The sequence below is a fragment of the Variovorax sp. YR750 genome, assembly GCF_900109805.1.
In the GTDB taxonomy this organism is placed as follows: domain Bacteria; phylum Pseudomonadota; class Gammaproteobacteria; order Burkholderiales; family Burkholderiaceae_C; genus Variovorax; species Variovorax gossypii.
The window spans coordinates 31,624-53,841 of record NZ_FOBJ01000005.1; the positions used below are offsets into that span (position 1 = coordinate 31,624).

At 68.6% G+C, this 22,218-nt stretch carries 20 protein-coding genes; 10 read left to right on the forward strand and 10 right to left on the reverse strand.

Features of this window, described 5'->3' with window-relative positions; all coding sequences use genetic code 11:
- Positions 1-3 precede the first annotated feature (3 nt).
- Positions 4-2,868: an aconitate hydratase gene (locus tag BMY35_RS11805; RefSeq protein WP_093198570.1), complete on the forward strand. Its 2,865-nt coding sequence runs from the start codon at positions 4-6 to the stop codon at positions 2,866-2,868.
- A 59-nt stretch (positions 2,869-2,927) separates the two neighbouring features.
- On the opposite strand, the gene BMY35_RS11810 is transcribed toward BMY35_RS11805, so the two are convergent.
- Complete coding sequence (locus tag BMY35_RS11810; RefSeq protein WP_093199601.1) at positions 2,928-4,382, reverse strand: C13 family peptidase; 1,455 nt, start codon at positions 4,380-4,382, stop codon at positions 2,928-2,930.
- Positions 4,383-4,460: 78 nt separating this feature from the next.
- Between BMY35_RS11810 and BMY35_RS11815 the strand changes: the two genes are divergently transcribed.
- The 9 genes from BMY35_RS11815 to BMY35_RS11855 all read left to right on the forward strand — a co-directional run bounded on the left by BMY35_RS11815 (position 4,461) and on the right by BMY35_RS11855 (position 13,182).
- Positions 4,461-4,922, forward strand: coding sequence for a metallophosphoesterase family protein (locus BMY35_RS11815; protein WP_093198572.1), 462 nt, complete (start codon positions 4,461-4,463; stop codon positions 4,920-4,922).
- 188 nt (positions 4,923-5,110) lie between these two features.
- Positions 5,111-5,947 (forward strand): iron uptake transporter permease EfeU, encoded by an 837-nt coding sequence (efeU, locus tag BMY35_RS11820; protein WP_093198575.1) that lies wholly within the window; start codon positions 5,111-5,113, stop codon positions 5,945-5,947.
- Between the two features lie 8 nt (positions 5,948-5,955).
- Entirely contained in the window at positions 5,956-7,149 is a 1,194-nt protein-coding gene (efeO, locus tag BMY35_RS11825; protein WP_093198577.1) for an iron uptake system protein EfeO, read from the forward strand.
- A 16-nt stretch (positions 7,150-7,165) separates the two neighbouring features.
- Complete coding sequence (gene efeB / locus BMY35_RS11830; RefSeq protein WP_093198580.1) at positions 7,166-8,455, forward strand: iron uptake transporter deferrochelatase/peroxidase subunit; 1,290 nt, start codon at positions 7,166-7,168, stop codon at positions 8,453-8,455.
- 41 nt (positions 8,456-8,496) lie between these two features.
- Positions 8,497-9,333, forward strand: coding sequence for an iron uptake system protein EfeO (efeO, locus tag BMY35_RS11835; protein WP_093198583.1), 837 nt, complete (start codon positions 8,497-8,499; stop codon positions 9,331-9,333).
- Between the two features lie 128 nt (positions 9,334-9,461).
- A complete protein-coding gene (locus BMY35_RS11840; RefSeq protein WP_093198586.1) occupies positions 9,462-9,767 on the forward strand; it encodes a FeoA family protein in 306 nt (101 codons plus the stop codon).
- On the forward strand, positions 9,760-11,655 hold the full coding sequence (locus BMY35_RS11845; RefSeq protein WP_093198588.1) for a ferrous iron transporter B: 1,896 nt from the start codon (positions 9,760-9,762) through the stop codon (positions 11,653-11,655). Before BMY35_RS11840 ends, BMY35_RS11845 begins: the two co-directional genes overlap by 8 nt.
- Positions 11,656-11,701: 46 nt before the next feature.
- Entirely contained in the window at positions 11,702-11,992 is a 291-nt protein-coding gene (locus BMY35_RS11850) for a DUF6587 family protein (RefSeq protein WP_093198591.1), read from the forward strand.
- A gap of 5 nt (positions 11,993-11,997) precedes the next feature.
- Positions 11,998-13,182 (forward strand): FAD-dependent monooxygenase, encoded by a 1,185-nt coding sequence (locus BMY35_RS11855; protein ID WP_093198593.1) that lies wholly within the window; start codon positions 11,998-12,000, stop codon positions 13,180-13,182.
- A 21-nt stretch (positions 13,183-13,203) separates the two neighbouring features.
- Here the strand turns inward: BMY35_RS11855 and BMY35_RS11860 are convergent, their stop codons facing one another.
- From BMY35_RS11860 to BMY35_RS11900, 9 genes are all read right to left on the reverse strand, one after another.
- On the reverse strand, positions 13,204-14,454 hold the full coding sequence (locus BMY35_RS11860; protein WP_093198596.1) for an SMI1/KNR4 family protein: 1,251 nt from the start codon (positions 14,452-14,454) through the stop codon (positions 13,204-13,206).
- Positions 14,455-14,524: 70 nt separating this feature from the next.
- Positions 14,525-15,910 carry a reverse transcriptase family protein gene (locus BMY35_RS11865; RefSeq protein WP_093198598.1) on the reverse strand — a complete coding sequence of 462 codons (1,386 nt, stop codon included), beginning with the start codon at positions 15,908-15,910 and terminating at the stop codon, positions 14,525-14,527.
- Positions 15,911-16,149: 239 nt separating this feature from the next.
- On the reverse strand, positions 16,150-16,998 hold the full coding sequence (kynA, locus tag BMY35_RS11870; RefSeq protein WP_093198601.1) for a tryptophan 2,3-dioxygenase: 849 nt from the start codon (positions 16,996-16,998) through the stop codon (positions 16,150-16,152).
- A 16-nt stretch (positions 16,999-17,014) separates the two neighbouring features.
- Positions 17,015-17,503: a type 1 periplasmic-binding domain-containing protein gene (locus BMY35_RS11875; protein ID WP_093198603.1), complete on the reverse strand. Its 489-nt coding sequence runs from the start codon at positions 17,501-17,503 to the stop codon at positions 17,015-17,017.
- A 13-nt stretch (positions 17,504-17,516) separates the two neighbouring features.
- The gene (kynU, locus tag BMY35_RS11880) at positions 17,517-18,803 is read right to left on the reverse strand and encodes a kynureninase (protein ID WP_093198606.1); all 1,287 of its coding nucleotides are present in this window, start codon (positions 18,801-18,803) and stop codon (positions 17,517-17,519) included.
- Positions 18,804-18,813: 10 nt separating this feature from the next.
- Positions 18,814-19,467, reverse strand: a complete 654-nt coding sequence (gene kynB, locus BMY35_RS11885; protein WP_093198608.1) for an arylformamidase — start codon at positions 19,465-19,467, stop codon at positions 18,814-18,816.
- Positions 19,468-19,547: 80 nt separating this feature from the next.
- Positions 19,548-19,862, reverse strand: a complete 315-nt coding sequence (locus BMY35_RS11890) for a YkgJ family cysteine cluster protein (RefSeq protein WP_093198611.1) — start codon at positions 19,860-19,862, stop codon at positions 19,548-19,550.
- Positions 19,863-19,890: 28 nt separating this feature from the next.
- Positions 19,891-20,853, reverse strand: coding sequence for an ornithine carbamoyltransferase (gene argF, locus BMY35_RS11895; RefSeq protein WP_093198613.1), 963 nt, complete (start codon positions 20,851-20,853; stop codon positions 19,891-19,893).
- A complete protein-coding gene (locus BMY35_RS11900; protein WP_093198616.1) occupies positions 20,850-22,058 on the reverse strand; it encodes an aspartate aminotransferase family protein in 1,209 nt (402 codons plus the stop codon). Before BMY35_RS11900 ends, argF begins: the two co-directional genes overlap by 4 nt.
- Between the last annotated feature and the right edge of the window lie 160 nt (positions 22,059-22,218).

The following is a 22,218-nucleotide window of genomic DNA, read 5'->3' on the forward strand; positions in this document are numbered from 1 at the left end:
TCTATGGCCAAAGCCCCGGCGCATGCCTTTGCGTCCACCCTCAAGACCTTCAAGACCCCGTCGGGCAAGTCCGGCAAGTACTGGTCGCTGAAGGAGCTGGCCAAGCAGTACCCCTCCATCGATCGCCTCCCCGTCTCCATCCGCATCGTCCTCGAATCGGTGCTGCGCAATTGCGACGGGCAGAAAGTCTCCGCCAAGCACGTCGAGGAGGTGGCCAACTGGGCGCCCAACGCCGAGCGCGTCGACGAGATTCCCTTCGTCGTCACTCGCGTCGTGCTGCAGGACTTCACCGGCGTGCCGCTGCTGGCCGACCTGGCCGCCATGCGCAGCGTGGCCGCCAAGCTGGGCAAGTCGCCCAAGACCATCGAGCCGCTGGTGCCCGTCGACCTGGTGGTCGACCACTCGGTGATGGTCGACTACTACGGTACGCCCAAGGCGCTCGACCTGAACATGAAGCTGGAATTCCAGCGCAACAACGAGCGCTACCAGTTCATGAAATGGGGCATGCAGGCCTTCGACACCTTCGGCGTGGTGCCGCCGGGCTTCGGCATCGTGCACCAGGTCAACCTCGAATACTTCGCGCGCGGCGTCTACAAGAGCCCGAACGACAAGGAAGACAAACCTACGTACTACCCCGACTCGCTGGTCGGCACCGACAGCCACACGACCATGATCAACGGTGTCGGCGTGGTCGGCTGGGGCGTGGGCGGCATCGAGGCCGAGGCGGCCATGCTGGGCCAGCCGGTCTACATGCTCACGCCCGACGTGGTGGGCTTCGAGCTCACCGGACAGCTGCGCGAAGGCGTCACCGCCACCGACCTGGTGCTGTACGTCACCTCCATCCTGCGCGCCGAGAAGGTGGTGGGCAAGTTCGTCGAGTTCTTCGGTCCCGGCGCCGCGTCCATCGCGGTGCCCGATCGCGCGACCATCGGCAACATGGCGCCCGAGTACGGCGCGACCATGGGCTTCTTCCCGGTCGACGAGATGACGGTGGCGTACTTCGAGGGCACGGGCCGCACCAAGGAAGAGGTCGAGCGCTTCGAGGCCTACTACAAGGCGCAGGGCCTGTTCGGCATGCCCAACCCCGGCGACATCGACTACACGAAGATCGTCAGGCTCGACCTCGGCACCGTGTCGCCCAGCCTGGCCGGCCCAAAGCGCCCGCAGGACCGCATCAACCTCGGCGATCTTTCCACCAAGTTCTCGGAGCTCTACAGCAAGCCGAACGACGCCAACGGTTTCAACCAGCCGGCGGACAAGCTCAAGCTGCGCTACCCGCTGATCGCGGCCGGCAAGACCGGCGACGAGGAAGCCGCGCCGCCGCCCGCCGGCGCACCGCTCGACGTGGTCGAGATGGTGGCCAACCGCTCGACCAAGGCCGCCGCGCACGTGAGCGCCACCGCGCCATCGGCGCCCAAGGGTGAAGTGACCATCGGCAACGGCGACGTGCTGATCGCGGCCATCACCTCGTGCACCAACACTTCGAACCCCAGCGTGATGCTGGCCGCCGGCCTGCTGGCCAAGAAGGCGGTGGAGGCCGGCCTCACGGTCAAGCCGCACGTGAAGACCTCGCTGGCCCCGGGCTCGCGCATCGTCACCGAATACCTCGAGAAGGCCGGCCTGCTGCCGTACCTCGAGAAGCTCGGCTTCTACCTCGCGGGCTACGGCTGCACCACCTGCATCGGCAATGCGGGCGACCTCACGCCGGAGATCAACGAAGCCATCACGAAGAACGACCTGATCGGCGCGGCCGTGCTCTCGGGCAACCGCAACTTCGAGGCGCGCATCCATCCGAACCTGAAGGCCAACTTCCTGGCCTCGCCGCCGCTGGTGGTGGCCTTCGCCATCGCCGGCAACGTGATGACCGACCTGATGACCCAGCCCGTGGGCAAGGGCAAGAAGGGCAAGGACGTCTACCTCGGCGACATCTGGCCGACCCCGAAGGAGATCGACCAGAACCTGCGCTACGCGATGAACGCCAAGTCGTTCCGCGCGAACTACGACAAGGTCAAGACCGATCCGGGCAAGTTCTGGAGCAGCATCAAGGGCACCAAGGGGCAGGTGTACGACTGGCCGAAGTCGACCTACATCGCCGAGCCGCCGTTCTTCGAGGGCTTCAAGATGAAGCCGCACGCGTCGGACGCGGGCATCAAGGGCGCGCGCATCATGGCGCTGTTCGGCGACTCGATCACCACCGACCACATCTCGCCGGCCGGCTCCATCAAGGAAAGCTCGCCCGCAGGCATCTGGCTCAAGGCGCACGGCGTGGCCAAGGCCGACTTCAACAGCTACGGCTCGCGCCGCGGCAACCACGACGTGATGGTGCGCGGCACCTTCGCCAACGTGCGCATCAAGAACCTGATGATCCCGCCGGACGCCAACGGCACGCAGGAAGAGGGCGGCGTCACGCTGTTCCAGCCGGGCAACCAGAAGATGTTCATCTACGACGCCGCGGTGAAGTACATGGAGCAGGGCGTGCCGACCGTGGTGTTCGGCGGCGAGGAATACGGCACCGGTTCCTCGCGCGACTGGGCCGCCAAGGGCACGCAGCTGCTGGGCATCAAGGCCGTGGTGGCGCGCAGCTTCGAGCGCATCCACCGCGCCAACCTGGTCGGCATGGGCGTGCTGCCACTGCAGTTCCGCGGCGCCGATTCATGGCAGACGCTGGGCCTCACGGGCGACGAGCAGATCGACGTGGTGATCGGCGGCGAGCTGAAGCCGCAGATGGACGTGAAGCTGGTGGTGCATCGCGCCGACGGCTCGCACCAGGAGGTGACGGTGCGCCTGCGCATCGACACGCCGATCGAGGTCGACTACTACAAGCACGGCGGCATCCTGCCGTTCGTGCTGCGGCAACTCCTGGAATAACCCCCGGGGCTTCGCGCACTTCGCGTCGCTTCTCCCTCCTCGCGAAGGGGGAGCCCGTCCTATTTCGGGATGCCGTCGAGGCGTTGCGCGAGGCGGTCGAGCACGGGACGGATCTTCTCGCCGACGCTGATCTGCGGGTTCGAGAAGCCGTCTTCCTTGCCGCCCTCGATCTCGCGCTGCTTGATCACCGGCACGGCCGCAGCGAAGGCGGCCTCGAAGGAGCGGGTCTTGCGCAGCTGCTCGTCGAACATCGCGCGGCCGAAGAAGGTCAGCTCGGACAGCCGGCCGCATCCGTACGAGGTGTGTGTGGCGTCGGCGGCGGTCATCACCAGCGTGTCCTCGCCGGCCAGCGGTTCGATCCATCCGCCCGAGTAGCAGGCCGAGACCGCCACCACCCGGTGGCGGATGCCGGCGCCGTCGAGTTCCTCGCGCAGTTCCTCCGGCGTGAGCCACGGCACCGTGAGCGGCCAGTGCGCCGCTGCCAGCCTGTGGTCGCGCGCACCGTGCGAGGTGAGGTAGATCACCAGCACGTCGTTCTCGCGGTCCATGCGCGCGGCCAGCGCGGCGATGGCGCGGCGCAGGTTGAGCGGCGTGGCCCACGGCAGCGTCTCGGCGGTGGTCGCGTGGTTCATGAGGTGGATCACGCGGCCCCTGGCGTCGAAGCGTTCCTCCAGCACCTGGGTGACCATGTTGCTCTCGCGCAGGAACACGTCTTCCGATGCATAGGGCGCGAACACCAGCCCGTAGACGTCGGCCTGTCCCGGCTTGCCTGCCGGAAGGGCCTCGACCGTGCGTTCCCACACGGCCTGCTGCTGCTCGAAGAGCTCCTGCGTCAGCTCCATGCGCGGACGCTCGGGCTCGGCCGACGCGCTGCCGTCGGGCAGCCACATGCGTTCCTGCGTGTAGAGCGATTGCAAGAAAGTCAGCGCCAGCAGCGCCATGAATGCGGGCGCGAAGAGCGCGAGCCGCCAGCGCGTGGCGGCATCGCGCGCGGTGAGGCGCACCAGCGCCACGATCAACCACGCGCACCCGAGGCCGAAGACGACCCAGTAGCCGCGCGAGTTCGCGAGCACCGAAGGCAGCCAGCCGCGCGCATAGCCGAGGGCCAGCAGGCAGAGTAGCAGGTTGGCCGGGAACATCGTCCAGGTGGCCAGCGCGAACCAGCGCGCCAGTCCGCCGCCGCGGGCCCCTCCGGACAGCGCGAACCAGCCCAGCCACGCGAGCACGGCCAGCACCCAGAGCGTGTTGAGGCCGACGCTTGCATGAAGGCTGGCGGGCCCGGCGATCTCGAGCCGTGCCAATCCGGTCCAGGCAAGCTCGGGCAGCAGTACGAGCAGCAGCAGTTGCCAGGGAGCGGGGCGGGCGTCGACGCGCGGATCCAGCAGGCATGCGGCGCGCAGGCCGCCGACGATCCAGCGCAGCAGGCCCGCGCACGGCGTGGCGGGCGGCGGAGGGGTTGCCTCCACGGCGTTTTCGGAAGAAGGCTGCTGCGGTGCGATGATGTCCTCGGGCATGGCGCCGATCATGCCCCTGCCGGGCGCGTTTTCCTCAACAACCTTCTTCCTCTTCCTCCTCTTCTTCCCGCTCCTCCCATGCTTCGCATCGGCCTGATCTCCGACACCCACGGACTGCTGCGCCCCGAGGCGCTCGCCTTCCTGAAGGGAAGCGACTTCATCGTCCATGGCGGCGACATCGGCAACGCGGAAATCCTCGAGACGCTCGCGGCCATCGCGCCGCTGACGGTCGTGCGCGGCAACAACGACCGCGAAGCCTGGGCCGATGGCATCGCGGAGACCGAGCTGGTGAAGTTCGGCGACGTGCGCCTCTACGCCATCCACGACCTTGCGCAAATCGACATCGATCCGCGCGCGGCCGGCGTGCGCGTCGTGGTCTCGGGCCATTCGCACAAGCCTAAGGTGGAGGAGCGCGACGGGGTGCTCTACGTCAATCCGGGCAGCGCGGGGCCGCGGCGGTTCCGGCTGCCGATCGCGGTGGCCGAGCTGCGGATCGACGGCGGCACCGTCGACGCGCGCATCGTCGAACTGCCGGCCTGAAACCCCCGCCTCCGGGAGGAGGCAATCATTACCATTCGGCAAGAAAAGCCCACAGATGAGAATGTTTCTTATTTGATGGGATATGCTCGTCCGCTCCTCCACGGAGCCAGGACCAAAGGCGAACGCAGATGCGAGCGCCGATCCATGCCGGCTCCGGAGGGCCTTGATTGCCTCCATTTCCGAAGCCGATGCTCATCCCCTTTCTCATCATGCTGCGCGAAGGCATCGAAGCCGCGCTGATCGTCGGCATCGTCGCCAGTTACCTCAAGCAGAGCGGACGCGGCGCGCTGATGCCCGCGGTGTGGGTCGGCGTGCTGCTGGCCACCGCGCTGTCGCTGTTCGCGGGCGCCGGCCTGCAGCTGCTGGCGGCCGAATTCCCGCAGAAGCAGCAGGAGCTGTTCGAGGGCGTGGTCGGGCTGATCGCGGTGGTCATGCTGACCTCGATGGTGTTCTGGATGCGCAAGGCCGCGCGCTCCATCAAGGGCGAGCTGCAGGCCTCCATCGACAAGGCGCTGAGCAAGGGCGCCGACGGCCAGGGCTGGGCGCTGATCGGCATGGTGTTCCTCGCCGTGGCGCGCGAAGGACTGGAGTCGGTGTTCTTCCTGCTGGCCGTGTTCCAGCAGAGCAGCGGCTGGGAGGCACCGGTGGGTGCGCTGGCCGGCATCGCCGTGTCGGTGGCGATCGGCTGGGGCCTCTATTCGGGCGGCGTGAGGCTCGACCTGCGGCGCTTCTTCCGCTTCACCGGCCTCTTCATCCTGCTGGTGGCCGCGGGCCTGCTGGCCGGCGTGCTGCGCAAGCTGCACGAAGGCGGCGTGTGGAACCACCTGCAGACGGTGGTGTTCGACATGAGCACCACGCTGCCGATGGACAGCCCCCTTGGCGCCGTGCTCTCGGGCCTGCTGGGCTACCAGGCCGCGCCCGTGGTGGGCGAGGTCGTCGTCTACCTGGCCTTCCTGGCCGTCTCCCTGTTCTTCTTCCTGCGTTCGGCCCCGGCGCCGGCGCCTCGCGCGGCTGTGGCCCGCTGAAACCCGCAATGTCTTCCTCTTCTTCCGACAACAACAAGCCTTCGTCCTCCAACCTGATGCGCGTGGCGGTGGCCGCGTCGGCCCTGCTGGTGGTCGCGGGCCTCGCGGCCTTCTGGTATGCCTCCAACGAAGCGAAGAAGGCGCCGGCCAAGGCGGCCGACAACGCCGTCACCGTCACGATCCAGGGCAACGCCTGCGAGCCCAACGAGATCACGGTGCCGGCCGGGCGCACCACCTTCACCATCGTCAACAAGTCGAACCGCGCGCTCGAGTGGGAAATTCTCGACGGCGTGATGGTGGTGGAGGAGCGCGAGAACATCGCGCCGGGCTTCTCGCAGACCATGACGGTCAAGCTGCAGCCGGGCGAGTTCGCCATCACCTGCGGGCTGCTGAGCAACCCGCGCGGCAAGTTGCGCGTGACGCCTTCGGCCGCGTCCGAGGCGGAGGCCGCGCGGCCCTCGCTGGTCAACTACGTGGGCGCGCTGGCCGAGTACCAGACCTTCCTGCGGCTCGAGGCCGGCTCGCTCGACGACGCGGCGCGCGCCCTGGCCGACGCCATCAAGGCCGGCGACCTGCAGCAGGCGAGGGCGCTCTACGTGCCGGCGCACCAGGCCTACAAGCGCATCGAGCCGATGGCGGAGCTCTTCGCCGACCTCGACACCCGCATCAACGCGCGCGCCGACTACTTCGAGAAGCGCGAGGCCGACCCGGGCTTCAGCGGCTTCCACCGCATCGAGTACGCGCTGTACGGCCAGAACGACCTGAAGAGCGTCGTGCCCGTGGCCGACAGGCTGATCGCCGACATCGGCGTGCTCAAGGAGCGACTGCGCGGCCTGAACGTGCCGCCCGAGCGGCTTGCGGGTTCGGCATCGAAGCTGCTGCGCCGCGTGGCCGACAACCTGCCGGCCGGCGGCGAGGACCACTACGGCCACGCCGAGGCGGCGAACCTGCAGGGCAGCTACGAAGGCACGAAGAAGATCGCCGACCTGCTGCAGCCGCTGCTCGTGAAGGCGGCGCCCGCGCTGCAGAAGAGCGTGGACGAGCGCTTCGCGGCCCTCGATATCGCGCTGGGCCCCTACCGCGAAGGCGACGGCTTCAAGCCCGCGCCGCTCGACGAGGCGCAGCGGAAGGCCTTGGCCGATACCGTGCGCGCGCTGGCCGAGGAGCTCGGCAAGGTGAATGCCGCGCTCGGCCTGGAATGAGTTGAGAGACAGCACCATGGACAAGTCGAACGAGCCCGTTTCCCCGCACCGCCGCCGCATGCTCGGCGCGGCAGGCGCAGCCTTCGCCGGCCTTGCCGCCACATCGGCCCACGCCGTCGCGGCGCCCGCTGCCGCGGACAGCGGCGCGCAGGTGACCGACGCGCCGCAGAGCACCCACACGCAGGACCGCGTGCCCTTCCTCGGCGGGCACCAGGCCGGCATCGTCACGCCGCGCCCGACGGCCGGGATGATCGCGTCGTTCTACGTGCTGGCCGAGAACCGCGCCGACCTGGAGCGGCTGTTCCGCACGCTCACCGAGCGCGTCGCCTTCCTCACGCAGGGCGGGCCGCAGGCAGACCCCGATCCCAAGCTGCCGCCGGCGGGCTCGGGCATCCTCGGGCCGGTGGTGCAGCCCGACGGGCTGACGGTGACGGTGTCGGTCGGCGCCTCGCTGTTCGACGAGCGCTTCGGCCTCGCGAAGAAGAAGCCGCTGCGGCTCAGCCAGATGCAGCGCCACCCGAACGACGCGCTCGATGCCGCGCTGTGCCACGGCGACCTGTCGATCCAGTTCTGCGCCAACACGCCCGACACCAACATTCACGCGCTGCGCGACATCATCAAGAACACGCCCGACCTGCTGGTGCTGCACTGGAAGCAGGAAGGCACGGTGCCGCCGATTCCGGCGGTGCCGGGCAAGCCGGCCGAGAGCGCACGCAACTTCCTCGGCTTCAGGGACGGCTCGGCCAACCCTGACTCGGCCGACGGCGGGCTCATGGACCGCATCGTCTGGGTGCAGCCCGGCGGCGACGAGCCGGCCTGGGCCGCGGGCGGCAGCTACCAGGCCGTGCGCATCATCCGCAACTTCGTCGAGCGCTGGGACCGCACGCCGCTGCAGGAGCAGGAGGCCATCATGGGCCGCCTGAAGCCCACCGGCGCGCCGATGGACGGCGGCAAGACCGAGCACGACGTGCCCGACTACGCGAAGGACCCCGAAGGCAAGGTCACGCCGATGGATGCGCACATCCGCCTGGCGAATCCGCGCACCAAGGCTTCGGACAAGAACCTGATGCTGCGCCGGCCCTTCAACTATTCGAACGGCGTCACCAAGTCGGGCCAGCTCGAGATGGGGCTGCTGTTCATCTGCTACCAGGCCGACCTCGAGAACGGCTTCATCGCCGTGCAGAAGCGCCTCGACGGCGAACCGCTCGAGGAATACATCAAGCCCATCGGCGGCGGCTTCTTCTTCACGCTGCCGGGCGTGCGGGACGAGCGCGACTGGCTGGGGCGCTCGCTGATGTCCGCCTGAAGTCCACAAGTTTTTTCACCAACCCAAGAACCAGGAGATCCATGACCGTGCAGTTCCGCCGCCACTTCCTCGCCACTCTCGTCGCAGGCTTCGCCGGGCTCCATGCCATCGGCGCGCAGGCCGCCGTGTCGCCGCTCGAGCTGGTCGGACCGATCTCCGACTACAAGATCTACGTCGCCGAGAACGTGCGCAAGCTGGCAGCGGACACGCGCGCCTTCACCGCCGCGGTGAAGGCCGGCGACATCGAGAAGGCGAAGAAGCTCTATGCGCCGACGCGCACGAGCTACGAGCGCATCGAGCCGGTGGCCGAACTCTTCAACGACCTCGACAAGGCCATCGACTCGCGCGCCGACGACCACGAGAAGGCCGAGAAGGACCCGGACTTCGGCGGCTTCCACCGAATCGAGTACGGCCTCTGGACGCAGAAGAGCACCAAGGAACTCGCCCCCGTGGCCGACAAGCTGCTGGCCAACGTGCTCGAGCTGCAGAAGCGCCTGTCCGCGCTGACCTTCCCGCCCGAGAAGGTGGTGGGCGGCGCCGCGGTGCTGATGGAGGAAGTGGCCGCCACCAAGATCTCGGGCGAGGAGAACCGCTACAGCCACACCGACCTGTGGGACTTCCAGTCGAACTTCGAGGGCGCCTACAAGATCGTCGAGCTGCTGCGCCCGCTGGTGGTGAAGGAGAACAAGGCCTTCTCGGACAAGGCCGAGGCCAATTTCAAGGTGGTTTTCGACACCCTGGCCAAGTACAGGACGGCCGACGGCGGCTTCGAGACCTATTCGAAGCTCAGCGAACGCGACCGCAAGCTGCTGGCCGGGCGGGTCAACACGCTGGCCGAAGACCTGTCGAAGCTGCGCGGCATGCTGGGGCTGAACTGATCGAAAACCCCCGGTTTGGCTGATCCCGAACGCTTTTGAAGGGGTTTGGTCAGGTTTTCGCGAGTGAGAATTGCTAGCATCTAGGTTTTGCTTACAGGTGCGCCCGGTATCCAGGGCGCCGCCCCACCGTGCGAACCAACGATTTCGGCACCGCGCCGGCCCCGACCGCCGTCGCCCTGCGCCTCGACCAGCTTCCCAGCAACCAATGGGCCACCGTGCTCGACGTGGCCCGTCCCGAGGGCGCGGACGACCGTGAACTCGTCCTGCGCCTGACCGAAATCGGCTTCGTGCCGGGCGAGGCGGTGCGAATCGTCGCCAGCGGCATTCCGGGCCGCGAACCGCTGGCGGTGCGCCTGGGGCACACCACCTTCGCGCTGCGCCGCCACGAGGCCGCGCTGATCCACGTCACGCCGGGAGCCGCGAACCATGGTTGAAGCCATCGTCCAGGGCCCGGGCCGCCTCGTGCCCACCGCGCAGCCGGGCCGCATCGCCCTGCTGGGCAATCCCAACTGCGGCAAGACCGCGCTGTTCAACCTGCTCACCGGCAGCCGCCAGAAGGTGGCCAACTACGCCGGCGTGACCGTCGAGCGCAAGGAAGGCTCGCTGCGCACGCCCTCGGGCCGCCGCGTCTTCGTGCTCGACCTGCCGGGCGCCTACAGCCTGAACGCCCTGAGCGCCGACGAGGCCGTCACGCGCGACATCGTCACCGGCCAGAGCAAGGAAGCCCTGCCCGACCTGCTGGTGTGCGTCACCGACGCCACCAACCTGCGGCTGAACCTGCGGCTCGTGCTCGAGGCCAGGCGCCTCGGCCTGCCGATGGTGGTGGCGCTCAACATGACCGACATGGCGAAGAAGCAGGGCATCGTGGTCGACACGACGGTGCTCGCGCGCGAGCTGGGCGTGCCGGTCATCGAGACCGTCGGCGTGCACACCGGCGGCGCGCAGGGCCTGCTCCAGGCGCTCGACACGCCCGTGGCCGCCGCCGCGCCGAAACCCTGGCAGGCGCCGGACCTCGACGACGTGCTGGCCACGCAGCGCGAGGTGCGGCGCATCCTCGGCCTCGCGGTGAAGGAACCGGTCGGCAGCCTCGCCACCAGCGACCGCATCGACCGCGTGGTGCTGCACCCCGTGTGGGGCATGCTGGTGCTGGCCGTCACCATGTTCCTGATGTTCCAGGCCGTGTTCAGCTGGGCCAACGTACCGATGGACGCCATCAAGGCCGGCACCGAGGGCCTGGGCAACCTGCTGAAGACCTACATGCCCGAGGGCATGCTGCAGAGCCTGCTGGTCGACGGCGTGATCGCCGGCGTGGGCGGCGTGATCGTCTTCCTGCCGCAGATCCTGATTCTTTTCCTCTTCATCCTCGCGCTGGAAGACTCGGGCTACCTGCCGCGCGCGGCCTTCCTGCTCGACCGGGTGATGGGCACGGTGGGGCTGTCGGGCCGCTCGTTCATTCCGCTGCTGTCGAGCTTCGCCTGCGCCATTCCGGGCGTGATGGCCACGCGCACCATCAGCAACTGGCGCGACCGCATCACGACCATCATGATCGCGCCGCTCATGACCTGCTCGGCACGGCTGCCGGTGTATGCGCTGCTCATCGCGGCCTTCATTCCGGCGCGCACCGTGGGCGGCGTCTTCAACCTGCAGGGCGTGGTGCTCTTCGGGCTCTACGTGTTCGGCATCGTCTCGGCCATGACCGTGGCCTGGGTCATGAAGCGCTTCCGCGACAACGCGCAGCACTCGCCGCTGCTGATGGAGCTGCCGGCCTACCGCTGGCCCAACCTGCGCAACCTGGCGCTGGGCCTGTACGAGCGCGCGTGGATCTTCATCCAGCGCGTGGGCACGATCATCCTCACGCTGACGATCCTGCTGTGGTTCCTGTCGACCTTCCCGTCGCCGCCCGAAGGCGCGACCGGCCCGGCCATCCAGTACAGCCTGGCCGGCATGATTGGCCGCGGCCTCGAGCACATCTTCGCGCCCATCGGCTTCAACTGGCAGATCTCGATCGCGCTGGTGCCGGGCATGGCTGCGCGCGAGGTGGCCGTGGGCGCGCTCGGCACGGTGTATGCGCTGTCGGCCACGGGCGACGACGTGGCCGGCGCGCTGGAGCCGCTCATCGCCGGCAGCTGGACGCTGGCCACCGCGCTGTCGCTGCTGGTCTGGTACGTGTTCGCGCCGCAGTGCATCTCGACGCTGGCGGCCGTGAAGCGCGAGACCGGCTCCTGGAAGTACGTCTGGATCATGGCGGGCTACCTCTTCGCGCTGGCCTATCTGGCCTGCTTCGTGACCTACCACGTTGCAGTGGCACTCGGAGCCGGTTAAAACCGCCGCTGACGCTGAAAGGTTTGAAGAAAAGGTCGAAGAAGAAATGGCACAGCAACTGATCGTCGGATTGATCGTCGCGGCCGCCGCGTTCTACGCGGTCTGGCGCTGGATGCCCGCGGGATGGCGCCGCGGCGCCGCGCAGAAGCTCGCGGCCGGCACGCAGCGCGCGGGCCTGATCGACGAGGAACGCGCGAAGGAACTCGCCACCTCGCTCGCCAAGACATCGGGCTGCGGCTCGTGCGACACCTGCGGGAGCTGCGCTCCCAAGACCCCCGTCAAACAATCGCAAGCCGACCAGGCCGTCAGCCCCAGCCCGTCCACGCACGGCCGCTGAGACCGATGCCCGCTCACATCCTCGTCGCCGGGGGCGGCATCGGGGGGCTGGCCACCGCGCTGGCGCTTTCCAGGAATCGTCACCGGGCCGACGTCTTCGAGCAGGCGGCGGTCTTCGGCGAGATCGGCGCCGGCGTGCAACTGGGCCCCAACGCCACGCGGCGTCTCGGGCAACTCGACCTGGGCACCGGGCTCGCGGCCATCGCGGCGCGGCCCGAGGCGCTGGTGGTGCACAGCGCCGAAAGCGGCTCCGAACTGGCCCGCATGCCGCTCGGCGACGCCATGCAGCGGCGCTACGGCTCTCCCTATTTCTGCGTGCATCGCGCCGACCTTCACGGCCTGCTGCTCGACGCCGTGCGCGCGCGCGGCAACGGCACGCTGGTGACCGGCGCCCAGATCAGGCAGGTGGAAACCAGCGACGACCTCGTCTGCCTGTCGAGCGCCGACGCGCGCGCCTGGGAGGGTGAAGCCATCGTCGGTGCCGACGGCCTCTGGAGCACGGTGCGGCGGCGGCTGGACAGCGAATCCGCCGCGCAGCCCCCGCGCGTCACGGGCCACACGGCCTGGCGCGCGTTGATCGAGCAATCGGCCCTGCCGGCCGCGCTGCGCCGCGGGCGGGTCGATGTCTGGCTCGGTCCGCGCTTGCATGCGGTGGCCTACCCGGTGCGTGGCGGCGACTGGCTCAACGTGGTCGTGATCGCCGAGTCCGCCCCCGCCGGCGACGCGCGCGACTGGGACCAGTCGACCAGCATCGCGGCCCTGAAGCAGGCCATGGGCCGAAGCTGCGCGAGCCTGCAATCGCTGCTCGACGCCATGCCCGCCTGGCGCGCATGGTCGCTGGGAGACCGCGCGCCGATGACCGGCCCGGCCGACATGGCGCACGAGCGCGTCGCGCTGGTGGGCGACGCGGCGCACCCGATGGTGCCGTACCTGGCGCAGGGCGCCGGCATGGCCATCGAGGATGCCGTGGCGCTGGCCGATGCGATGACCGATGCCGATGCGGCCGACGTGCCCGCCGCCTTCGCGCGCTATGCCGAGGCACGTTGGGCACGCAACGCCCAGGTGCAGGCGCGCGCGCGCCGCAACGGTGAGATCTTCCACGCCACGGGCGCGGTGAGGCTGGGCCGCGACATGGCGATGCGCCTGCTGGGCGCGAAGCTGCTCGACCAGCCCTGGCTGTACGGCGGCTGACGGCGCCGCGCGCCGGCGCGCTCAGAGTCGGAACGTCTGCAGGTGATCGATGCGTTCGGCCAGGCCTTCCTGTCCCAGGTAGTGGCCGTACTTGCCGCCCTGCATCTTTGCGAGCGAGCCTTCCAGGTCGAGCAGCATCGCGTCGCGCTCCGCCACGAACGCGGGCGCCACGTCGATGCCCGCCTTCGCGCAGGCGTCGGCGATCAGGTGTGCGCTCGCCGGCGCGCCGCAGGCCGCGCACTTGACGATCGCCGCCACGTTGGGCTCCGCGCCGTTGTCCAGCAGGGCGCTCGTGAGTTCGGGCGAGATCTGCCCGTCGATGTTGCGCAGCGCATCGGCCGCCACCGGCGCGCCAGCGCGCACCAGCGCAGCAGCCGCTGCGAAGGCCCCGTGGCTCACCGCGACATCGGTGGCCAGCGCGCTGCCTTGCTGCGGCCCGTCGAAATCCACGCCGGCGGCCGCGAGCTCGGCAACCAGCTTCGCGTCGTCGGTCGCGATCGCATGGCGCAGGGCCACGCGTGCGAGCTGCGGCTGGTGGCGCAGCGTGCCTTCGGCCAGCGGCGTGCGCCAGTCGACCACGGCACGGCAATAGAAGGTCACGACCTTGTCCATCAGGTCGAGGTCGAGCCCGTGGTCCTGGTGCCGGTCGTCGAGGTAGCCGAGCAGCGTCTGGCCCGAGAAGTAGTCGCCGGTGGGGGCCAGCGGGTCTTCGTCGAGGCGCAGCGCCGCGAACGCGCCGCGCAGGTCGGGTGCGACGGTGTTCACGCTGTCTTCGTGCAGCGCGTGCGTCCAGGCCGGCGGCAGGCCCTTCTTCCAGGCGACGATCTGACCGTGCCCCGCGCCGGGCTCGACCACCGCGTAGATGCGGTCGGTGTACTCGAAGCCGCCGAAGGGCAGGTGCGTGAGCTTGCCGGTCCAGGGCGTGCCGTTTTCCTCGGCGGCCTCCTGGGCCAGTTCCTGCTCGTGCTCGATCCAGCCCTGCAGGTCGTGGTAGCCGTCGCTGCCGTCCCAGAAGAGTTCGTTCCAGCTGATGCCCTCGAGGTTGCCGTTCATCTCGAGCGACAGGTCGTAGTCGAGGCGCCCGCCGGCGGTTTCCTGCCACAGCGCGACCAGCGCTTCGGGAAGTGGGCCCGAGCACAGGGCCTGCACGGCTTCGATCTGCTGGCTGGGCATCGGCGGTTGCGCGTCGAAGATCACGCGCTCGGCGAACAGCACGATGCCGTGTTCGCGCAGGGTGGAGAGCTCGTCGGTTGTGAACCGGATGTCGTTCATGGCTGGGCCTCCGTTGTTTTCCAAAAATGTAGCGCTTTGCGCTCGCAGGGCAATCCGGGCCACCCCAGCTTCATGAGGGCGTTTGCGCGGCACTCGTCCAGTCGATGCGTTCGAAGAGCCGCATCAGCCGGGCCTTGCGCGCCCCGTTGAACTGGCCGATCCATGCGATGCGGCCCAGCAGGTGGCCGCGGAAGTCGTCCAACTTCGTCCGGTTCTGCGCGGCGGGGCCTTGCGTTGCGCAGCGATGCAGCACGGCCCGGAGCCTGTCGAAGTCCTCGCGCGGCGCGTTGGCCTTGTCGTTGACGACCACGCCGGTCACGCGCTGCTGGCGGTGCCGGGGCATGCAGCGCAGCTTGCGCGGGTGCAGCTCGAAGCCCTCGTCGGCCGCGATGCCGTCGACCCAGGCGCGCAGGGCGCCGAACTGCGCGCGCAGCGAGGCCGGCCCGGAGAACACGAGGTCGTCGGCATAGCGCGTGTAGGTGGCGCCGAAGACCCAGGCCAGGCCCTCGAGCCGCAGGTCGAGCCTGAAGGCGCAGAGATTCGCCAGCGCGGGAGAGCAGGGCGAGCCCTGGGGCAGATGCGGCGCGGCGAGACGCTTGGCGCCCATCCAGTCGAGCCCGCCGTCGTCGCGCAGGCGCTCGATGATGGCGGCGTCGGTGCGGTGCGTGCAAAGGGCGGTGAGGGCGCGCGCCACGCCCTCGGGATAGCCCAGCGTGCGCCACGTGGCATGCACGCGCGAGGCGCGGATGGCGGGGAAGAAGTCGCGCAGGTCGAAGCCGATCACCACTTCCTTGCCGGCATGCGCGGCCGCATGGCTCGCGACCGAACGACCGGGCACGAAGCCATGCGCCGCCTCGTGCACCGGCACGTGCCGCAGCAGCTCGTCGAGGATGCGGCGCTGCGCGCGCTTCAGGTCGGCCTTCGGGATCTCGAGCAGCCGCAGGCCGCCGAGGCGCTTGGGCTGGAGCTGGTAGCGGTAGTGCGATGCGGGCTGGGCACCTGGAGCGGCGGATGCGCGAAAGGCCTGTGCCGGCGATGCGAGCCAGGCCAGCCGGTCCGCGTCGAGTTCGAGCCATTGCGCGAGGTCGGCGAGCGTGGGGATGTCGGGCAGCGCGAAATGGTCCAGCCCCATCGGGCGCGGCAGCATCTGCGCGGGCCGCAGGATGATGCGCCGCACGCGCGGCCGTTCGTTCTGCTCGAAGGCCGCGTCCAGTTCGGGCATGTCGTGGATCGCCTTCGCCAGAGCGGGCAGGTCGGTGCGCTGCCAGGTGGCCTGCGAGCGGTTGCCGAGCGCTTCGGCCAGCGGCTTCAGCCAGGGCGAATCGGCACCCAGCGTGGCCGCGGCCCGTGCACGCAAGGCGCCCGGCGCGGTGCCGCCGGGCTGCCTCGCATCGGCGAGCAGGGCCCGCGCGAGGCTGCGTGCGATCCACTCCCTGTAGCTCAGTTCACGCGTCATGGATGAATGCGGGCCGTGAAGCCGGTGAGGACGGGTGGCAACCGGCCCTTCAACCAGCCGGTGATGCGCTAGCCGGGCTGCGCGGTAGCGCAGTTCCGCTCACGCGCCGGAATATCTAGCCATCCATCCACCACGGGGTTACCCCGCAGCACAAGACCAGGCGACGAATCGCGAAGCCTTGTCGAGTCTTGAAGAGCCGGTGCCGGGCGGATTGTAGGAGCCGGCTTCGGGCAGCGGGCCTACAGGTCTGTGCGCAGCTTCCAGATCTCGGGGAACAGCACCACGTCCAGCATCTTGCGCAGGTAGCTCACGCCGCCGGTGCCGCCGGTGCCGCGCTTGAAGCCGATCACGCGCTCGACCGTCGTCACGTGGCGGAAGCGCCAGAGGCGGAAGGCGTCTTCCAGGTCGGTGAGCTTCTCGCCGAGCTGATAAAGGTCCCAGTGGTCGTGCGGGTTGCGATAGACCGTGAGCCAGGCCGCCTCGACGCCGTCGGAGGGTTCGTAGGGCTGCGTCCAGTCGCGCTCCAGCCGGTCGGCGGGCACGGGCAGGCCGTGGCGCGCCAGCAGGCGCAGCGACTCGTCGTAGAGCGACGGCGCGCGGTAGGCGGCATCCACCTGCGCCAGCAGGTCGGCGCGGTGCGCGTGCGGCTTGAGCATGGCGGCGTTCTTGTTGCCGAGCGCGAATTCGATGCAGCGGTACTGCGCGCTCTGGAAGCCGCTGGAGTTCGCGAGGTAGGGGCGCATCGCCGTGTATTCGGGCGGCGTCATGGTCGAGAGCACGGTCCATGCGTTGACCAGCTGCTCCATGATGCGGCTCACGCGCGCGAGCATCTTGAAGGCGTCGGGCAGCTTCTCCTGCGCGATGCAGGCGATGGCGGCGTGCAGCTCGTGCAGCATCAGCTTCATCCAGAGCTCGCTGGTCTGGTGCTGCACGATGAAGAGCAGCTCGTCGTGCGCGGGCGAAAGCGGATGCTGGGCGCTGAGGATCTCGTCGAGGTGCAGGTAGTCGCCGTAGCTCATGGACTTGCTGAAGTCCAGCTGGGCCTTTTCTTCGTGGACGATGTTCTCGGTTGTCTTTTCGGTGCTCATGATGTTTGCCGGCAGGTCATCGCCAGACAACGGCGGTATAGGAGGGCAGGCCCGCGCCGGACTCTTTCCTCGGGTAGACGAATCGCACGACCTCGTTTCCGCGCTTGAATTCCTGGTAGGTCTCGCCGCCTGGAATGCGGCCCTTCTCGCCCGGCCTGTAGCCGGTATCGCGCGCTTCCTTCACGAGGCGCTCGAAGGCGGCCTTGTCGGTGAGGGTGAGCTGAATGCCGTCCTCGCCGCTGCGGCTGGCCACGTAGGTGGACTTCATCAGGCGCGTGGTCTGGCCATCGACGAACTTCTCGTACTCGATCATGCTGACCTGGTCGGTCACGGTCTTGTCGGCATACGAGAAGCCCTGGCTCTTGATCTGCGTGCGGAAGGCGTCGGGCGCCACCTCGGCGAAGGCCTTGAGCTGCGGCAGCGTGAAGGCCGGTTGCTGCGCCATGGCAGGCGTCGCCAGCATCAGCAGCAGCGCGGCGGAAAAAGCGGACAGTCGGTGTTTCATTGCCATGCGCCGCTCAGGTCACCGCGTTCTTGCGGTTGAACTCCTCGCGCTTCCACTCCGCGGTCTCGAGCACCTGCACGAGGTGCTCGACCGAGTTCCACACGTCCTCGAAGCCGATGTACAGCGGCGTGAAGCCGAAGCGCAGGATGTCGGGCATCTGCGAATCGCCGGCGCGGTAGTCGCCGATCACGCCGCGTGCGATCAGCGCCTGCACGATGGCGTAGGCGCCTTCCTCGCGACTGAGGCACACCTGCGAGCCGCGCTGCGCGTGATCGCGCGGCGTGACCAGCGAGAGACCGTGGCCGGCGCAGCGCTCCTCGACCAGCCTGATGAACATGTCGGTGAGCGCGAGCGACTTGGCGCGCAGCGCGGACATCGCGCCATGGTCGCCGTTGAAGGACTCGGCCGCGAGCACGGTTTCGAGCCCGCATTCGAGCCCGGCCAGCGCGATGATCGGCTGCGTGCCGCAGAGGTAGCGGCCCACGCCCGGAGCGGGGCGGTAGTGCGGCGTGAACTCGAAGGGCGCCGCGTGGCCCCACCAGCCGGACAGCGGCTGCTCGAACTCGCCCGCGTGCTTCGTGTGCACCCACGCGAAGGCAGGCGCGCCGGGTCCACCGTTGAGGTACTTGTAGCCGCAGCCGATGGCGTAGTCGGCGTTGGCGTCGTTCAGTGCCACGGGCACGGCACCCGCGCTGTGCGCGAGGTCCCACACCGTGAGCGCGCCCACGGCGTGCGCGGCGGCGGTGACGGCCTTCATGTCGTGCATGGCGCCGGTGCGGTAGTTGACGTGCGTGAGCATCAGCACGGCCACTTTTTCGGTCAGTACCGAATCCGGGCCTTGCAACTCGCTCGCGTCGATCAGCTTGAGCGTGAAGCCGCGTTCGCGGCACAGCGATTCGGCGATGTAGAGGTCGGTGGGGAAGTTGCTGCGCTCGCTGATCACCAGCTTGCGGCCGCTGTCCTTCTGCTGGGACAAGGCGGCGAACAGCACCTTGTAGAGGTTCACCGAGGTGCTGTCGGTGCACACCACCTCGCCGGGTGCGGCGCCGATCAGGCGGGCCACCTTGTCGCCCAGGCGCTGCGGCAGGTCGAACCAGCTGGCGGTGTTCCACGAGCGGATGAGGCCTTCGCCCCATTCCTTGGTCACCACTTCGGCGATGCGCGCCGGCGCGGCCTTCGGCATCACGCCGAGCGAGTTGCCGTCGAGGTACAGCACGCCTTCGGGAATGGTGAATTGGTCGCGCAGGGCGCGCAGCGGGTCTTGCGCGTCGAGCGCGCGGCAGTCTGCAAGAGTCGTCATGTCGGAGGTTTCAGCGAGGGAGTTCGCGCAGCACGGCGCGAACGGGGGATGCATCGGCGCTGACCAGCTTGAGCGGCAGCGCGATGAGTTCGTAGTCGCCCTCGGGCACGTCGTCGAGCACGAGGTTCTCGAGCACGCGAAGGTCGAGGCGGCGGATGCGTTGGTGGCTTTCCAGCGTCTTGCTGTCGGCCGGGTCGATGCTGGCGGTGTCGATGCCGATGAGCTTCACACCCATGGCCGCGAGGCGCTCGACGGTCGCGGGCGCGTAGGCGGCGAGTTCCGGGTCCCAGCGGCCGACCGGCATGGTTGTGTAGGTGCGGACCAGCACGCGCGGGGGCAGGGTGCTGTCGACGGCGTGGGCGATGTGCTCCCACTCGATCAGCGCGCCCTTGTCGATCGCGTGGATCACGCGGCAGGGGCCGAGGAAGGGCGTGAGGTCGACGTCGCCGATGGTCTGGCCCTCGGGGTCGTAGTGCAGTGGAGCGTCGGCATGCGCGCCGACGTGGGGCGAGAGCTTGATCTCGCTGACGTTGACCGGACAGCCCGGCGAAATGGTCGCGGCCCAGCGCTGCTGGTAGGGCGTGTCGCCGGGAAAGACCGGCGCGCCTTCATGCACGGGCGGCGAGATGTCCCAGATCCGGGGGCGGGGTTGCTGTGAACGCATGGCGCGAAGTTAGCGCCGGGCGAGAGGTCGTGGTGTCGGTTATTTCCAACACCAGGCGTGACAAGTTGAAGCGCGATCGTTCAGTGCAGCGAAGACAGCGCGGGCAGGCCGTGGCGGGCCCGTGCGCGTTCGCAGGCATCGCTGCCGGCCTGCAGTTCGTGGCACGGGTTGGGGCGCCATTCGTAGATGCCGCAGCCCACGGACTGGCCGACCTTGCCGGTGAGCGCGGCGCAGCGCGGGGATGCGTGGTCGGTGCCGCGCATGCGGCAGATGGCGTCGTTCACCTCGACGGCGAGGCCCGAGGGCACTTTGCCGCCGTTGTCGTCGAGCTCATGCACGCTGAAGTCGACGCGATAGCTGGCGCAGCAGGCGCCGCATTGCTGGCAATCGGACATGCTGCGGCGCCTTTGCCTGGTTTGGCTATCAGAGCCTGCCGAGGAGCAGGAACTCCATGAGCGCCTTCTGCGCGTGCAGGCGGTTCTCTGCCTCGTCCCACACCACCGACTGCGGGCCGTCGATGACCTCGGCCTGCACTTCCTCGCCGCGGTGGGCGGGCAGGCAGTGCATGAAGAGGGCGTCGGGCTGGGCCGCGCGCATCATTTCCTCGTCGACGCACCAGTCGGCAAAGGCCTTGCGGCGCGCCTCGTTCTCGGCCTCGTAGCCCATGCTGGTCCAGACGTCGGTGGTGACGAGGTCGGCGCCGCGGCAGGCTTCCATCGGGTCCTTGAAGACCTTGTAGCTGTCGCCCGAGCGGATGCCGGCGATCGACTGGTCCACCTCGTAGCCGCTGGGCGTGCTCACGTGCACCGTGAAGCCCAGGATCTCGGCCGCCTGCAGCCAGGTGTTGGCCATGTTGTTGCCGTCGCCGACCCAGGCGACCGTCTTCCCCTTCAGGCAGGAAAGCACGTCGCCTCCGGCGCCGTGGGAACCGCGGTGCTCGATGTAGGTGAAGATGTCCGCCAGGATCTGGCAGGGGTGGAACTCGTTGGTCAGGCCGTTGATGACGGGCACGCGCGAATGCGCGGCGAAGGCGTCGATCTTGGTCTGCTCGTAGGTGCGGATCATCACCAGGTCGACCATGCGGCTGATGACCTTGGCGCTGTCCTCGATGGGCTCGGCGCGGCCGAGCTGGCTGTCGCCGGTGGTCAGGTGCACCACGCTGCCGCCGAGCTGGTACATGCCGGCCTCGAAGCTCACGCGGGTGCGCGTGCTGGCCTTCTCGAAGATCATGGCCAGCGTGCGGTCGACCAGCGGCTGGTGCTTTTCGTAGGTCTTGAACTTCTTCTTGATGATCGCCATGCGATCGAAGAGGTAGGCGTACTCGTCGGCGGTGAAGTCGGCGAACTGCAGGTAGTGCCGGATGGGGTTCGCGGTGGCGGTCGTCATTGGGGTGCGGGCTCCGACAGGAAGGCTTTGACGATGGGCGCGAGGATGGCGACGATCTCGTCGGCCTCGGCAATGCTCAGGATGAGCGGCGGCACGAGGCGGATCACCTTGTCGGCCGTCACGCTCAGCAGCAGGCCGGCGTCGCAGGCGCGGTTGAGGATCACGCCGCAGGGACGGTCGAGCTCGATGCCGATCATCAGGCCCTGGCCGCGGATTTCCTTCACGCCGGGCAGGCCGCCGAGTTCGCGCTCCAGCGCGGCCTTCAGGTGGGCGCCCACTGTGGCGGCGTTTTCGAGCAGCTTGTGCTCTTCCATGATGCGGATGGTTTCGACGCCGGCGCGCATGGCGAGCGGGTTGCCGCCGAAGGTGGTGCCGTGGTTGCCCGGGCCGAAGATGTTGGCGGCCTTGGGGCCGGCCACGACGGCGCCGATCGGCACGCCCGAGCCCAGGCCCTTGGCCAGCGGCATCACGTCGGGCTTGATGCCCGCCCACTGGTGGGCGAACCACTTGCCGGTGCGGCCCATGCCGCACTGCACCTCGTCGATCATCATGAGCCAGTCGCGCTCATCGCACAGCTGGCGCACCTGCTTGAGGTATTCCCAGCGCATCGGGTTGATGCCGCCTTCGCCCTGGATGGTTTCGAAGAACACGGCGACCACGTTCGGGTTGCCTTCGGTGGCCTTCTTCAGCGCCTCGATGTCGTTCAGCGGCACGCGGATGAAGCCCTCGACCAGCGGGCCGAAGCCGGCCTGCACCTTGGGATTGCCGGTGGCCGAGAGGGTGGCGATGCTGCGGCCGTGGAAGGCGGCTTCGTACACCACGATTTCGGGGCGCTCGATGCCCTTGTCGTGGCCGTACTTGCGGGCCAGCTTCAGGGCGGCTTCGTTGGCCTCGAGGCCGGTACAGCAGAAGAAGGCGTTGGTGAGGCCCGAAATTTCGGTCAGCTTGGTGGCGAGCTGTTCCTGGCCGGTCACGTGGTAGTAGTTGGAGCTGTGGATCAGCTTGGTCAGCTGGTCCTGCAGGGCGGGCACCAGCTCGGGATGGTTGTGGCCCAGCGTGTTCACCGCGATGCCGCCGAGGCCGTCGAGGTAGGCCTTGCCCGCGGTGTCCCAGACTCGGCAACCCTGACCGTGCGACAGTGCGATCGGCAGGCGACCGTAGGTGTTCATGACGTGGGGCGAGGTGGGCTGGGCGGTAGCGCTCATTCGGGTTCTCCAGATAGGGAAGGCGGATTCTAGGCGCGCGGTTTGACGGCTTCGTTGAGGATTCCGCATTACAGCAATGCCCCATGTTCAGGATGCAAAAAGGGGCGCGGATAGAATCGCTTGCTGCACCGCAGCACCTGCTCCGGTCGCCTCATTCAAC